Source organism: Pedomonas mirosovicensis (genome assembly GCF_022569295.1).
GTDB classification, from domain to species: domain Bacteria; phylum Pseudomonadota; class Alphaproteobacteria; order Sphingomonadales; family Sphingomonadaceae; genus Pedomonas; species Pedomonas mirosovicensis.
The window spans coordinates 249,305-263,375 of record NZ_JAKFIA010000001.1 but is presented as its reverse complement, the minus strand read 5'-3'; the positions used below and the strand labels follow the sequence as shown (position 1 = coordinate 263,375).

13 protein-coding genes are annotated in these 14,071 nt (G+C 65.7%); 5 read left to right on the top strand and 8 right to left on the bottom strand.

Features of this window, described 5'->3' with window-relative positions; genetic code table 11:
* Positions 1-17 precede the first annotated feature (17 nt).
* Both sufB and L0C21_RS01265 read right to left on the bottom strand, forming a co-directional pair.
* Positions 18-1,487 (bottom strand): Fe-S cluster assembly protein SufB, encoded by a 1,470-nt coding sequence (gene sufB, locus L0C21_RS01270; RefSeq protein ID WP_259276653.1) that lies wholly within the window; start codon positions 1,485-1,487, stop codon positions 18-20.
* 1 nt (position 1,488) lies between these two features.
* Positions 1,489-1,956: an SUF system Fe-S cluster assembly regulator gene (locus L0C21_RS01265; RefSeq protein ID WP_259276652.1), complete on the bottom strand. Its 468-nt coding sequence runs from the start codon at positions 1,954-1,956 to the stop codon at positions 1,489-1,491.
* Between the two features lie 310 nt (positions 1,957-2,266).
* Here L0C21_RS01265 and L0C21_RS01260 point away from each other — a divergent pair, with 310 nt between their 5' ends.
* Both L0C21_RS01260 and L0C21_RS01255 read left to right on the top strand, forming a co-directional pair.
* Positions 2,267-2,608 carry a DUF952 domain-containing protein gene (locus L0C21_RS01260; RefSeq protein WP_259276651.1) on the top strand — a complete coding sequence of 114 codons (342 nt, stop codon included), beginning with the start codon at positions 2,267-2,269 and terminating at the stop codon, positions 2,606-2,608.
* Positions 2,608-3,663 (top strand): quinone-dependent dihydroorotate dehydrogenase, encoded by a 1,056-nt coding sequence (locus tag L0C21_RS01255; RefSeq protein ID WP_259276650.1) that lies wholly within the window; start codon positions 2,608-2,610, stop codon positions 3,661-3,663. Before L0C21_RS01260 ends, L0C21_RS01255 begins: the two co-directional genes overlap by 1 nt.
* A gap of 89 nt (positions 3,664-3,752) precedes the next feature.
* Here L0C21_RS01255 and L0C21_RS01250 read toward each other — a convergent pair whose 3' ends face one another.
* Together L0C21_RS01250 and L0C21_RS01245 are read right to left on the bottom strand one after the other, a co-directional pair.
* On the bottom strand, positions 3,753-4,151 hold the full coding sequence (locus tag L0C21_RS01250; protein WP_259276649.1) for a PIN domain-containing protein: 399 nt from the start codon (positions 4,149-4,151) through the stop codon (positions 3,753-3,755).
* 3 nt (positions 4,152-4,154) lie between these two features.
* Positions 4,155-4,394, bottom strand: a complete 240-nt coding sequence (locus L0C21_RS01245; RefSeq protein WP_259276648.1) for an antitoxin — start codon at positions 4,392-4,394, stop codon at positions 4,155-4,157.
* A 203-nt stretch (positions 4,395-4,597) separates the two neighbouring features.
* On the opposite strand from L0C21_RS01245, the gene L0C21_RS01240 reads away from it, so the two are divergent.
* On the top strand, positions 4,598-5,347 hold the full coding sequence (locus tag L0C21_RS01240) for a hypothetical protein (RefSeq protein ID WP_259276647.1): 750 nt from the start codon (positions 4,598-4,600) through the stop codon (positions 5,345-5,347).
* Positions 5,348-5,498: 151 nt separating this feature from the next.
* Here the strand turns inward: L0C21_RS01240 and L0C21_RS01235 are convergent, their stop codons facing one another.
* On the bottom strand, positions 5,499-6,503 hold the full coding sequence (locus tag L0C21_RS01235; RefSeq protein ID WP_259276646.1) for an SGNH/GDSL hydrolase family protein: 1,005 nt from the start codon (positions 6,501-6,503) through the stop codon (positions 5,499-5,501).
* A 332-nt stretch (positions 6,504-6,835) separates the two neighbouring features.
* Between L0C21_RS01235 and L0C21_RS01230 the strand changes: the two genes are divergently transcribed.
* Complete coding sequence (locus L0C21_RS01230) at positions 6,836-8,605, top strand: cation:proton antiporter domain-containing protein (RefSeq protein ID WP_259276645.1); 1,770 nt, start codon at positions 6,836-6,838, stop codon at positions 8,603-8,605.
* A gap of 38 nt (positions 8,606-8,643) precedes the next feature.
* Here the strand turns inward: L0C21_RS01230 and L0C21_RS01225 are convergent, their stop codons facing one another.
* The 3 genes from L0C21_RS01225 to L0C21_RS01215 all read right to left on the bottom strand — a co-directional run bounded on the left by L0C21_RS01225 (position 8,644) and on the right by L0C21_RS01215 (position 11,933).
* A complete protein-coding gene (locus tag L0C21_RS01225) occupies positions 8,644-9,507 on the bottom strand; it encodes a sigma-70 family RNA polymerase sigma factor (RefSeq protein ID WP_259276644.1) in 864 nt (287 codons plus the stop codon).
* Positions 9,507-9,968, bottom strand: coding sequence for a carboxymuconolactone decarboxylase family protein (locus tag L0C21_RS01220; protein ID WP_259276643.1), 462 nt, complete (start codon positions 9,966-9,968; stop codon positions 9,507-9,509). Before L0C21_RS01220 ends, L0C21_RS01225 begins: the two co-directional genes overlap by 1 nt.
* Positions 9,969-10,097: 129 nt before the next feature.
* The gene (locus L0C21_RS01215; protein WP_259276642.1) at positions 10,098-11,933 is read right to left on the bottom strand and encodes a DUF885 domain-containing protein; all 1,836 of its coding nucleotides are present in this window, start codon (positions 11,931-11,933) and stop codon (positions 10,098-10,100) included.
* A 266-nt stretch (positions 11,934-12,199) separates the two neighbouring features.
* Between L0C21_RS01215 and ggt the strand changes: the two genes are divergently transcribed.
* On the top strand, positions 12,200-13,972 hold the full coding sequence (gene ggt / locus L0C21_RS01210) for a gamma-glutamyltransferase (RefSeq protein ID WP_259276641.1): 1,773 nt from the start codon (positions 12,200-12,202) through the stop codon (positions 13,970-13,972).
* Positions 13,973-14,071 lie beyond the last annotated feature (99 nt).

The window sequence follows — 14,071 nt, the reverse complement described above, 5'->3', positions numbered from 1 at the left end:
TGTTTTTCTCTGGCGGATCAGCCGACCGAACCTTCAAGGCTGATGCCCAGCAGCTTCTGGGCCTCAACGGCGAATTCCATGGGCAGCTTTTGCAGCACCTCGCGGCAGAAGCCGTTGACGATCATGGCGACCGCCTCCTCCTCCGAAAGACCCCGGCTCATGGCGTAGAACAGCTGGTCGTCCGAGATTTTCGAGGTGGTGGCCTCGTGCTCGATCTGCGCCGAGGGGTTCCGCACCTCGATGTACGGCACCGTGTGCGCGCCGGAGGTGTCGGAGAGCAGCAGGCTGTCGCACTGGGTGAAGTTCCGCACGTTCTCGGCCGAGGGCAGCACCTTGACCAGGCCGCGATAGGTGTTCTGGCCGTGGCCGACGGAAATGCCCTTGGAGATGATCGTCGAGCGGCTGTTCTTGCCGATGTGGATCATCTTGGTGCCGGTGTCCGCCTGCTGGCGGTTGTTGACGACGGCGACCGAATAGAACTCGCCGACCGACTCCTCGCCCGCCAGCACGCAGCTGGGGTATTTCCAGGTGACGGCGGAGCCGGTTTCCACCTGCGTCCAGCTGATCTTCGACCGCGCGCCCTTGCACAGGCCGCGCTTGGTGACGAAGTTGTAGATGCCGCCACGGCCTTCCTTGTCGCCCGGGTACCAGTTCTGGACGGTCGAATACTTGATCTCGGCGTCCTTCATCGCCACCAGCTCGACAACCGCCGCGTGCAGCTGGTTCTCGTCGCGCATCGGGGCGGTGCAGCCCTCAAGGTATGAAACGTACGAGCCCTCATCGGCCACGATCAGCGTGCGCTCGAACTGGCCGGTGTTCTGGGCATTGATGCGGAAGTAGGTGGAGAGCTCCATCGGGCAGCGCACGCCCTTGGGGATGTAGACGAACGTGCCGTCCGAAAACACGGCGCTGTTGAGCGTCGCGTAGAAGTTGTCGTGGATCGGCACCACCGAGCCCAGATACTTCCGCACCAGATCCGGGTGCTCGCGGATGGCTTCCGAAATCGACAGGAAGATCACGCCCGCCTTGGAGAGCTCCTCGCGGAAGGTGGTGGCGACGGAGACGCTGTCGAACACCGCGTCCACGGCCACCTTGCGTGCGCCTTCCACACCGGCGAGCACCTTCTGCTCCTCGATGGGAATGCCCAGCCGCTCGTAGGTGCGGCGGATCTCGGGGTCCAGCTCGTCGAGCGATTTCAGCGTCGGCGTCTGCTTGGGCGCGGCGTAGTAGTAGGCGTCCTGAAAATCGATCTCAGGGTAGTTCACCATCGCCCACTTGGGTTCCTGCATGGTGAGCCAGTGGCGATAGGCCTTCAGCCGCCACTCCAGCATCCACTCCGGCTCCTGCTTCTTGGCGGAGATGAAGCGGATCACGTCCTCGTTGAGGCCCTTGGGCGCGAACTCGGACTCGATGTCGGTCGAGAAGCCCCACTTGTAGGTGCCCGTGATGTCCTCGACGGTCGAAATGGTTTCTTGGGTCGGAGCCATGTTAACGCCTCAACTCGTTGGATTCAGCGGCGGGTTCGGCTGCCGCGAGGGCGGGCAGCGTTGCCGTGCCTTGCACCAGATCGGCGAGCGAAACGGTTCCCAGCGCATCGCGGATCGTGCGGTTGATGATCTGCCAGTGCGGCTTGATGGAGCAGATGCCCTCGCGCGAACACTGGCCGGGCGCGGGGTCGGTGCAGTGGGTGAGCGCGATCGGCCCGTCCACCGCCTCCACGATCTCCGCCACGCTGATCTCCCCGGCGGGGCGGGCGAGCGCAAAGCCGCCGCTGATGCCCCGGTAGGAGACCAGAAGCCCGGCGCGGGAGAGGGTGCCCAGCAGCTTGGCGACCGTCGGCACGGGAATGGTGGTCGCCGCCGCCACGTTGGCGGCGGAGGGACGGGTGTCGCTGGTCATGGCCATCTGGCACATCACCACCACCGCATAATCCGCCAGGTTGGACAGGCGCACCATCGCTCGCGCGTGCTCCGGGTTAAATCAGATCAATTTCGTCCGGTTTATGTGGGGAGGGGTATCCCGATGTCAAGCGCGGAACGGGAGCAAGAGGCTGCCAAACCGCCGTTTCGCTTGCGCCTGCGTCGCTTAGCCTATCGAACGACAAGGGAAAAGGGCGAAGTGGGGCTTGGGCTGCAAATTCGGCAGGCGCTGCAATGGCCGGCGTGCGATGGCTTGTCCGGCAGGGGCGCGGGCGCGTATGGGAGGGCGCGAGGCGTGCGACTCGCACGCGAGCGTTAGGGATCAAACCAGCCATGCGGGTGAGCCAGTGACCACCATCTACAAGATCTTCCGCGCCGCCGAATGGGAAGCGGCGCAAGGCTCCGGCGCCTTCGCGGGCTCGAGCGACGACCAGCGGGACGGCTTCATCCACTTCTCGACGGCCGAACAGCTGGCAGGCACGGCGGCCAGGCATTTCGCGGGCGAAGCGGGGCTGGTGCTGGCGGAAGTGGAGGCGGACCTGCTGGGCCCCGCCCTGCGCTGGGAGCCCTCCCGCAACGGCCAGCTGTTCCCCCACCTTTATGGCGTGCTGCCGCTGGCAAGCGTCACCCGCACCTGGCCGCTGCCTGTGGTGGACGGCGCGCACAAGTTTCCGGAAGGACTCAAGTGATGGTTGATTACTACCGCCTCGCCCGGCCGGGCCTGTTCGCGCTGGATGCGGAAACCGCCCACCGCCTCACCATCGCCGGGCTGAAAACCGGCTTTGTCCCCAAGGCCAAGCCGGACGACGCGCTGCTGCGCGTGAACCTCTGGGGGCTGGAATTTCCCAACCCCATCGGCATGGCCCCCGGCTTCGACAAGAACGCCGAGGTGCCCGATCCCCTCCTCAAGCTGGGCTTCGGCTTCGTCGAGGTCGGCACGGTGACGCCGCGCCCGCAGGCGGGCAACCCGCGCCCGCGCCTGTTCCGCCTCGTGGAAGACCGCGCCGTCATCAACCGCATGGGCTTCAACAACGAAGGGCTGGACGCGGTGAAGGCCCGCCTGCAAGCCCGCGCGGGCCGCCCCGGCATTTTAGGGGGCAACGTTGGTGCCAATAAAGACAGCGAGGACCGGATCAACGATTACGTCACCGCCATCCGCGGCATCCTCGGGCTGGTCTCCTACATCACCATCAACATCTCCTCCCCCAACACGCCCGGCCTGCGCGCCCTGCAAAGCCGCGCGTCCCTCGCCGAGCTCATCGGCCGCTGCCTCGAAGCGCGGGGGCAGGACAAAACGCCCGTGCTGGTGAAAGTCGCGCCGGACCTGACGGACGCCGACGTCGACGACATCGCCGCCGTGGCGCTCGAGAGCGGCATCGACGGCCTCATCGTCTCCAACACCACCATCACCCGGCCCGAAACCCTCCAGAGCCCCAACAAGGGCGAGACCGGCGGCCTCTCCGGCGCGCCGCTGTTCGACGCCTCGACGGAAATGCTCCGCCGCTTCTATGGCTTGGTGGGCCACCGAATGCCGCTCATCGGCGTCGGCGGCGTGGCAAGCGGGGCGGACGCCTACGCCAAAATCCGCAGCGGCGCGTCCCTCGTGCAGCTCTACAGCAGCCTCGTCTACGAAGGCCCCGGCTTGGTGGCCCGCCTCAAGCACGACCTCGCCTACCTGCTCCGCCGCGACGGCTTCGCCTCGGTTGCCGACGCCGTCGGTGTGGATGTGAAGGCCGCGAAGTAAGGGCTTCGCCTTTTGGTGATTGAGGGAATTTGCGAGGGGCTCACCCCTCGCGCTCCCATTTGTTTACCGGGCCGTGCGCGGGGTAAGCGTTATTGCGGCACGTCCCATGCTTCCATGGCGAGGCCCGGAATGTCGCGGAAGTCCGCCGGGTTCATGGTGATCAACGTGGCACGGTGCACGATCGCCTGCGCCGCGATCATGCGGTCGAGCACATTGGTGCGGGAGTATCCGGTCGCTGAAACGATGCGGCCGTAGGCAGCGGCGGTCTCGGCATCAAACGCAAGAATGGCAAGCCGCGACAGCAGAAAATCGAGCCGGGCGCGACGAATGGCGGCCTGCCGAGGGTCGCGGTAAACCCCGCCTTCCAACTCCACCGCCGAGACCACCGAGAGCAGCGGCATACTGTCCAGCCGCGCCACGCGGTCCAGCACGGCGTCGTTACCGTCGCGCAGGTGAATGGCGACGTTGGTGTCGATCAGCCACGCCATGGGTTACAGACCGGGGCGCTCCGGAGCCTCCACCGGCTCCCGCTCCTCCACGGCATCTGGTTTGGGCATCGCCCGCAGCGCTGCCACCAGATCGGCCGGAGAAGGCTTGGCCGGGTAGATGGTCACCACATCCCCGTGCCGCACGATCGTCACCTCCGTATCCGGTCCGAACGCCACCTCGCGCGGCAGCCGCACTGCCTCGCTGTTTCCGGCCCGGAAGGTCCGGCTCGTCACAACCGTCATGGCGCACTCCGTCGAGGTATCTACACGTATATACACTAAGGCGGAGTGGCGCTCAATGAACAACGGGGGCAGCACGTATCAAGCAAATGTGCGGACACACATTTATTATATTTTATAATTGGGTAAATTGATTGAGCCCGCAGGGGGCATTCTCTACGTGATGGGCTGCGTTAAAATTTTGGGTTTAAGTTGGGGGCAGAAAAATGAATGAACCCGATTGGCTGTTGCAGTTTCTGGCAGGCTTGGGAGGGTTTGGAATTACTACAGTTTCCTTGGCCGGAACTGCATACTGGCTATTCCAGCGCTACGGCGATAATTGGCTTAAGACGAAATTCGATGAACGGCTAGAATCGTTTAAACACCAACAGCAGCAGGAAATTGAGCGTCTGCGATTCAGGTTCAATGGGCTTCTGGACCGCACCGTAAAGCTGAATCAGTACGAATTCGGCGTATTGCCTGAAGTATGGGCTCTGCTCAGTGACGCCTACACTTCGGTATTTTGGTTTGTTCATCCCCTCCAGTCATATCCAAACTTGGATAGGATGTGTCCTGAGGAACTGGAAGATTTTCTTCGCCGTAGCGAATTTTCTGATTGGGAAAAAGACGAGATCAGAACAGCCAGCAATAAATTGGATGCTTATAAAGAAAAAGAATTTTGGGTTAGGTATAACCAAGTCCGTGGCGATTTTCGAAAATTTCTAGATTTTTTTCGAAAGAACAAGATTTTTATAGATGCTTCGCTTGCACAAAAATTAGACGAATTTGGTGGCTTACTATTTGATGCCCTGCAGGAACGAGAGTTAAAGGAGCGGAACCCGGTGCGGGGTTCCCGCCACGTTAGTCATGTAGACAAGTTGAGGGAAGAGGGTGAAAGTCAATTGAAAGCTATAGGTGACGCAATACAAAAGCGGCTGTGGGGGATGCGGTTCAATGAGGCTTCAGTTGACGTCTAATGGTTAGCGATGGCTCGCTTCGGCTTACGAAGGCCTAGCCTAATGACGAAGGGGTGCAGGGGGTGAGCCCCCTGCAAAATCTTGAATAAAAACAAAGGGCACCGGCGGATGAGCCGGTGCCCTTTTTGGTAGGCTGGGACGGTTGCGGATTTTACGCCCGCACCCTGCTGCCGCCGCTGCGCCTGCGGGCGGTGCCGATGCCAGCCACCCCCAGCCCCAGGAGCGCAAGGGTTGCCGGTTCGGGCACGTCGGTGGTGTCGTTGAGGGCGGCGAGGGCCGCGTCGGCGATCAGCCGATGGGCGGCCGTGCTGGGGTGGAGCGGGTCGAAGAATAGGAAGCCGGGGCACTCGGGCGAGGCGTCGGGCACGGCGAGGCAGGGGATGTCGAGCGGCTGGGTGAAGCCGAAGGCGGTGGGGTTCTGCTCGATGGCGTCGGTGACGGCGAAGTAGTCGAAGGTGAAGATTTCCGTGCCCGCCGCCAGCGTCAGGTCGGCAAGGGCGGCCTCCAGCGCGGCGTCGAGGGCCAGCGACAGGGCGCGCCCTTCCGCTTCCGCGCCGTTCTGCTCGGGTTGCAGGCCGATGTTGGGAATGCCGCCCACTAGAATGTTGCGGGCCCCAAGCTGGCTCAGCGCCTCGATGCCCGCCGCGATGGTGGGGATGACGGCGGCGGGGTCGGGCGCGTCGGCGGCGGCGTGGAGGATATCCCGCGCATCGTTGCCGCCGAAGTTGACCACGTAGAGCGCGTTGGGGTCGGCCGGGCCGCCGCCGAGGTCGTTGGCGAAGAACTCAAGCTGCTGGGGGAAGTCCAGCGAGGGGTCGGCGTTGGGCACGGCCCGCGCGCCGCCCACGGAATAGTTGGTGCCGCCCGCCAGGCGCGGCTCAAGGAGGCCGAAGCCGAGGCTTTGGCTCAGGTAGTCCGTCCACATGGGGCCGTTGGAGAAGCGGCCGTTGAAGTAGCCGAGGGCTGGCGGCGCGGGGTCCGGTATGCCCTGCTGGGGTGCGCCCAGATGTGCGTTGCCCGTGTCGGTGAGGCTGTCGCCGAAGACGATGATGTCGCTGAAGGCGGGCAGGGCGGCCGCGGGCGCGCTCGCCCCCGCCGCAGCCAGGGCGAACAGGGAAAGAAGGGTCAGTCGTTCCATCGTCGGCCACCGTGCCATGATCGTCCTCCCGAATGAGCGGTTGGTGATGGTGTCGCAGGCCACAGGCCAAGCACGTTCCGCGCCAGAATGGGTTTCCGTGGAATATCAGCATCATCGCCGACCGGGGGCGGTGCTGCCCGGCCGGAAGTGTCAAGATTTGCTGACAAACCCGCCTGCCGGGGGATTGGTTCCAGCGCCTTTCGGGCATCGGTCGGCGCGGCCGGCGTGGTGCGGGCGGTGAAAAGGGTCTAGGCTTGCGTCACCCGCCGGGCTATCGCGTGAAGGGGTTGGGAGCCCGGTGCCCCAACCCTCGGGAACACAACCTTTTCTCTTCCGGATCGGCTGGCCAGATGCACGAAACAGGGCCCACTCTACTGCTTCACGACGGCTTCCTGCTGCTCGGCTTCGCGTTGGTGTTCGTGCTGCTGTTCCGGCGGCTGGGGCTGGGCGCGACCCTGGGGTATCTGGTCGCCGGGGCCGTGGTCGGCCCGCAGGTGCTGGGACTGGTGGGCGATGCGGAAAGCAAGCTGGGCATCGCCGAGCTCGGCATCACGCTGCTGCTGTTCATCGTGGGGCTGGAGCTGAGCCCGGCGCGGCTGTGGCGGATGCGCCGGGATATCCTCGGGCTCGGGCTGTTGCAGGTGGCGGCGTGCGGCCTTGCGGTGGCGGGCGTCATCGCCCTGTCCACCGGCTTCTCCGCGGCGGCGGCGCTGGCGCTGGGGCTGCCGCTGGCGCTGTCCTCCACCGCGCAGGTGCTGCCGATGCTGCAATCCTCCGGCCGCCTCAAGACGCCGTTTGGCGAGCGGGCCTTCGCCATCCTCCTGTTTCAGGATCTCTCCATCATCCCGCTCATCACCATCGTCGCCGCGCTCAGCCGCAACCCGGCGGATGCCGGCGGCCCGCCGGGCTGGCTGCTGGCGCTCTACACGGTGGGCGCGGTGGCGGGGCTGTTCGCCGCCGGGCGGTTCCTCATCCGCCCGCTGTTCCGGCTGATCGGCAACCTGGGCGAGCGGGAGATGTTCGTCGTCGCCGCGCTGTTCACGGTGATCGCGGCGGCGGCGCTGATGGAGGCGCTGGGCCTCTCGACCGCGCTCGGCGCGTTCGTCGCGGGCGTGGTGCTGGCGGACTCGCCCTACCGCCACGAACTGGAGGCGGACGTGGAGCCGTTCCGCTCCATCCTCCTCGGCCTGTTCTTCCTTGCCGTCGGCATGATGCTGGACCTCGGCGCCATCGCCGAGCGCCCGCTGTTCGTGGCGGGGATGGCCGCCATGCTGATCGCGGTGAAGACGGTCGTGATCCTGCTGATCGGGCTCGCCTGTCGCATGACGTGGCGGTCGGCGCTGGCGCTGGGCGTGTTGCTCAGCCAGGGGGGCGAATTCGGCTTCGTGCTGTTCGCCCAGGCGCAGAACGCGTGGCTGATCGCGCCCGAGGCCGCAAGCCTGTTCAGCGCGATCGTGACGCTTTCGATGGCGACCACGCCCTTCCTGATGGCGGCGACCCGCAGGCTGCGCGAGGAGCCAATTCACAAGGCGGAGGAGCGCGAGGGACCGCGCGCGGAAGGGGCCAACGCCATCGTCATCGGCTATGGCCGCTTCGGCCAGACCGTCGCCCAGATGCTGATGGCGAGCAACATTCCGGTCACGCTCATCGACACGGACATCGAGATGATCGACGTGGCCGGGGAGTTCGGCGCGAAGGTCTACTTCGGCGATGGCACCCGGCTGGACCTGCTGCGGCAGGCCGGAGCGGCAGAGGCGGAGCTGATCCTGTTCTGCATGGACGGCGACCAGCTAACCCCGGAGATGATCCACGAAATCCATCAGGCCTTCCCGCGCGCCGCCCTCTACGTGCGCGCCTTCGACCGCCGCACCGTCATCCAGCTGAAGGATGCGCCCATGAACGGCATCGTGCGCGAGGTGCTGGAATCCGCCGTGGTGATGGCACGGCAGGCGCTGGAGGAAATGGGCGTCTCCGCCGAGGGCATCAACCGCGCCGAGGCCCTGTATCGCGCCAGCGACCGGCATCGGCTCAAGGCGCAGGTTGAATCCGGCGACATCCGCACCGCGCGGGAGCGCATCATCACCGAGCCCGCCGGGGAGAAGCCTGGGGAGCGGGAATAAGGAAACGGCGGGGCCCTCCGCCCCGCCCGGCAGGGTTTCTAGTTCAGGTGCCGGAGCTTGTCCGGATTGCGCACCACATAGATGGCGGCGATCTTGCCGCCCTCGATGTCGAGCGCGGTGGTTTGCAGCTCGCCGTCCGCCTCGCGGGTGACGAAGCCGGGCAGGCCGTTGATGAAGCCGACGCGCACCAGCTGCGAGCCGTGCAGCCTGAACAGCGCGCCGATCGCCTTGTGCACCTGCATCACATGGGTATAGCCGAGAATGGGCTGCGGTGCGGCCGAGCGCTTGCCGCCGCCATCGGCGTGGAGGCTGACGTCGCTTGCCAGCATCGCGCCGAGCGCGGTCATGTCCCCGGTGCGGGAGGCGGCGAAGAAGGCGTTGGCGAGTTCGAGGCCGCGTTCCTTCTCCACCTCGAAGCGCGGGCGCGCGGCGCGCACGTGGGTGCGCGCGCGGCTGGCGAGCTGGCGGCAGGCGGCGGGGTCGCGCTCGATCGTCGCCGCCACCTCCTCGAAGCCGAGGCCGAAGATGTCGTGGAGCAGGAAGGCGGCGCGCTCGAGCGGGGACAGCCGCTCCAGCGCCAGCATCAGGGGCAGGGTCACGTCGTCCGCCTCCTCTGCCTCCTCGACGATCGGCTCGGGAAGCCAGGGGCCCGCGTAGGTCTCGCGCTGGCGGCGGGCAGACTTCAGCTGGTCGAGGCAGAGACGGGTCACCGTGCGGCGCAGGAAGGCTTCGGGCTCGAGAACCGCGGCGCGGTCGGCCCCCATCCAGCGGATGAAGGCCTCCTGCACCACGTCCTCGGCGTCCGCGACCGAGCCGAGCATCCGGTAGGCGACGCGGATGAGGCGGGGACGCAGCGGGTCGAAGCTCGCCGCTGCGTCCTCAAGGTGTTCGGCCCCGTGCATCAGGCGGCGGCCGACTTGGCCGCGGCGGGGTCGATCCACAGGCCGAAGCCGATGGCGATGCGGTTCCAGCCGTTGATGACGTTGATCATCAGGGTGAGGTTCACCTGCTCCTCCTCGGTGAAGTGGGCCTTGAGCGTTTCGTAGGCCGCTTCATGGGTGTGCGCTTCGGAAAGGCGCGTCAAGCTCTCCGTCCAGGCGAGGGCGGCGCGCTCGCGGTCGGTGTAGCAGGGGGCCTCGCGCCAGGCGGAAAGCAGGTAGATGCGCTGCTCGGTCTCGCCCTTTTCCCGGGCCTCAACGGTGTGCATGTTGATGCAGTTGGCGCAGCCGTTGATCTGCGAGGAGCGGATCTTCACCAGCTCGATCAGGCTGGGCTCCAGGCTCTTGGCAACGGCGATCGAGGTCGCCATCCAGCTTTTCATCAGGGCGGGGGCGGCGGTGAACGGTTCAAGCTTGGCGGTCATGGTATCGGTTCCTTGTCTTTGGTTGCGATGACATGACGAGGCGGCACCGGCGGAATGTGACATGCGGGCAAAAAAAAGGCGCCGGGGTGATCCGGCGCCCTTCTCTTTCAGGCTTGAGGCAGGCCAGCCTTACGACTGCGCCTTCACCTGCTTCACCCAGTTCTGGACATTTTCCTTCATGATATCGAGCGGAACCGGGCCGGAGCCCAGCACCACGTCGTGGAAGGCGCGGATGTCGAACTTGTCGCCCAGTTCCGCCTTGGCGGCTTCGCGGGCGCGCAGGATCTCGGTCTTGCCGATGAGGTAGGCGGTCGCCTGGCCGGGGTAGACGATGTACCGCTCGATGGCCTTGCGGGCCTCGCCCTCGGAGTTGGGCGTGTTGTCGAGGAGGTACTGGATCGCCTGCTCGCGGCTCCACTTCTTGTAGTGGATGCCGGTGTCCACCACGAGGCGGGCGGCGCGCCACAGCTCCTGCGACAGGCGGCCGAAGTCGGCGTAGGGGTCCTGATAGGCTCCCATCTCCTTGGCCAGCAGTTCGGTGTAGAGGCCCCAGCCTTCGGTGTAGGCGGTGAAGCGGCCGTACTTCTGGAAGTTGGGAATGCCCTTCAGCTCGCCGGAGATGGCGCGCTGCAGGTGGTGGCCCGGAATGCCCTCGTGGTAGGCCAGCGCTTCAAGCTGGAACTTGGGCATGTCCTTCATGTCGTAGAGGTTGGCGTAGTAGGTGCCGGGGCGCGAGCCGTCCGGCGCGGGGCTCTGGTAGAAGGCCTTGCCCGCCGATTTCTCGCGGAACGGTTCCACCCGCTTCACGATCATGTCCGCCTTGGGCAGCACGCCGAAGTAGCCCGGCAGCTTGGCGCGCATGGCGTCGATGACGGCGGTGGCCTCCTTGATGTAGGCCTCGCGGCCCGCGTCGGTGTTCGGGTAGAACTGCTTCGGGTCGTTCTGGACCGCCTGCATGAACTCCTTCAGCGTGCCCTTGAAGCCCACCTTGCGGGCGATGGCCTCCATCTCCTTGTGGATGCGGTCCATCTCGGAAAGGCCGAAATTGTGGATCTCGTCGGCCGTCATGTCGGTGGTGGTGTAGTAGGCCAGCCGCTCGGCGTAGTACTTGTCGCCGTTGGGCAGGCGCCACACGCCGTCTTGCGTAGGCGCGCGGGCTTCCTGCTGCTGCATCAGGGCGATCAGCTTCTCATAGGCCGGCTTCACCGAGCCGGTGAGGGCGGCCTGCGCCTTGCCAATGAGCGCCTTTTCCTGGTCGGCGGGGAGCTTCAGCTTCTTCACCTTGGCGCGGAAGTCGGCCATCAGCGCCGAGTCTGCGCCTTGCGTGAACGGTGCGCCGGTGATGACGTTCTTCGCGTCCGAAATCACGTAGGGGAACACCCACTTGGGCGGCAGGATGCCCAGCTTCTCCCGCTTCACGGCCTCGGCCATCAGCGTGTCCATCAGCGGCGCGACGCCGTTCAGGCGCGAGATGTAATTCTCTGCATCGCTTACGGTGTCGACCCGGTGCATGTTGATGAGGAAGGCGGGGATGCCGCTCTGCTCACCGTTCATTTGGTCGAAGATGTAGCCGTAGTTGCGGAAGCGGAAGGCGTTCTCGTTGCTGCGCGCCACGGACTCGAACACCCGCCACGACAGCTGGGCCTCCGGCGACAGCTTATTGTAATCGAAGGTCTCGCGCATGGTGGCCAGCGCCTTGAGAGCGCGGGCGTAGTCGTCGATCTGCGCGGCTTCGGTGGCGTCGTCCCACTTGCCGTAGTCCTTCTTGACGCCAAGGTAGGTCTGCATCTGCGGCGAGGAGGCGAGGTCAGCCTGCCATACCTGCTCCAGGAAAGCCTTGAAGCGGGTGGTCTCGTCTTGGTTCTGCGCCGCTGCCGGGGCGGCGGCTTGGGCTTGCGCCAGCGCGGGCGCGGCCGAGAACGCCAGCGCGGCGATGGCGACGGAACGTAAGAGTGTCAAACGCATAAAAATCCCCCGTTCGAACATGGAATGGCGGGAGCCTAAAGCCACGGCTGGCCCTGGCAAGTCGCGAGCCGTGGCGAGCCGCCGTTTCCGGGCGGATGTGCGGTAAGACGAGCGATTTGGCCGACAAGCCGTGGAAGAATATTTCACGCGGCCCTGATTTCGCCAGCGGCACGGCTTTGCGTATGCCCCGAATATGCTACAGCTTGGCGCATGTTGCGTTACTGCCGGGGTGTGCGTGTGCCGGGGCAGGCAGAAAGGAGACGATGATGCGAAGGATGTTCCGGGCGGGCCTGGTGATGGCCGCCATATCTTGCGCTTCCTGGGTGCTGCCGGTTGCCGGACAAACCATCCCCACCGAGCGGCGCGGCGCGCAATACGCCTCCCACGAGGCGGTGCGGGCCGAGCGCTTCATGGCCGCCGCCGCCAACCCCCACGCCGCGGAAGCCGGGCGGGAGATCCTGCGCGCGGGCGGCTCGGCGGTGGATGCGGCCATCGCCATGCAGCTGGTGCTCTCGCTGGTCGAGCCGCAATCGAGCGGCGTCGGCGGCGGCGGTTTCCTCGTCACCTATGATGCGAAGTCGAAGCAGGTCACTGCCTTCGACGGGCGGGAGACCGCCCCGGCATCCGCCACGCCCGCCCTGTTCCTGGACGAGGCGGGCCGCCCGCTTCCCTTCGCCCAGGCGTTCACCGGCGGCCGGGTGGTGGGCATTCCCGGCACGCTGCGGCTGATGGAACTGGCCCACAAGCGCGAGGGCAAGCTCAAGTGGGCGAAGCTGTTCGAGCCCGCCATCCGGCTGGCGGAACAGGGCTTTCCCGTCAGCGAGCGCATGCATGCCATGCTGTCGGACGCAACGTCCATCGTGCGGGACTTCCCCGAGATGCGGAAGGCCTTCTACGGCGCGGACGGCCAGCCCCTGCCCGTGGGCAGCATCTACAAGTCCTCCGAATATGCGGCGCTCCTGAAGAAAATCGCCGAGAAGGGGGCGGACTACTATTACACCGGCGCACCGGCCGAGCACGCCATCAAGGCGATCACCACTTCGCCCAAGGCGCCCGTCGAGGTGACGAAGGCGGACTTCGCCAATTACAAGGCCATCGCCCGCGAGGCGGTGTGCGGCACCTACCGCAGCTATAAAATCTGCGGCATGGGCCCGCCGTCCTCCGCCGCGACGACCCTTCTTGCCACGCTGAAAATGCTGGAGCCGTTCGACCTCAAGGCGCTCGGCCCCAAGTCGCCCAAGGCTATTCACCTGATCGCGGAGGCAACCGCGCTCGCCTACGCCGACCGGGGCAATTACCTTGCCGACCCGGCGTTCGTCGACGTGCCGGTCGCCGGGCTTATCGACGAGGGGTATCTGGCAAAGCGCTCGACTCTCATCAACCCGGATCGGGCGCTGGGCCGCTATCCGGTCGGCTCGCCGCCGCAGCGCGAAAAAGCGGCCTTCGCGCCGCACGTGGGGCCCTACATCCCCTCCACCAGCCACTTCGTCGCGGTGGATGCGGATGGCAACGCCGCCACCTGGACCGGCTCCATCCAGGCCCCGTTCGGCAGCTTCCTGATGACGGACGGCTACATCCTCAACAACGAGCTGACCGATTTCAGCTTCGTGCCGGAGAAGAACGGCTACCCGGTCGCCAACCGGGCGGAGGCGGGCAAGCGGCCGCGCAGTTCCATGTCGCCGACGCTGGTGTTCGATGGCCAGGATCGCCTGGTGTTGGCGGTGGGCTCGGCAGGCGGCAGCCGCATCATCACCCACGTGCTGAAAACCCTCATCGCCAGCCTCGATTGGGGCATGGACGTGCAGGCCGCCATTGCCTACCCCAACTTCCATCAGGACGACGGCGGCGTCTTGGAAGTGGAGGCGGGGTCCAGCCTTGAGGCCCTGCGCCCGCAGCTGGAGGCGATGGGCCACCGTGTGGCGGCCCGCCCCACCATCTCCGGCCTTCAGGGCATTCAGCTGGTCTATGACGCGGCGGGCAAGGCCACGCTGCTGGGCGGTGCGGACCCGCGCCGCGAGGGGGTGGCGCTGGGCGATTAAGGCCTCAACCAAAAACGATAAGACAGCAGCCGGGGGGTCATCCCTCGCGCTGTTCGCGCGTTCATCTCATGCGTTTGAGTATATTGCTTTAAATAGCAA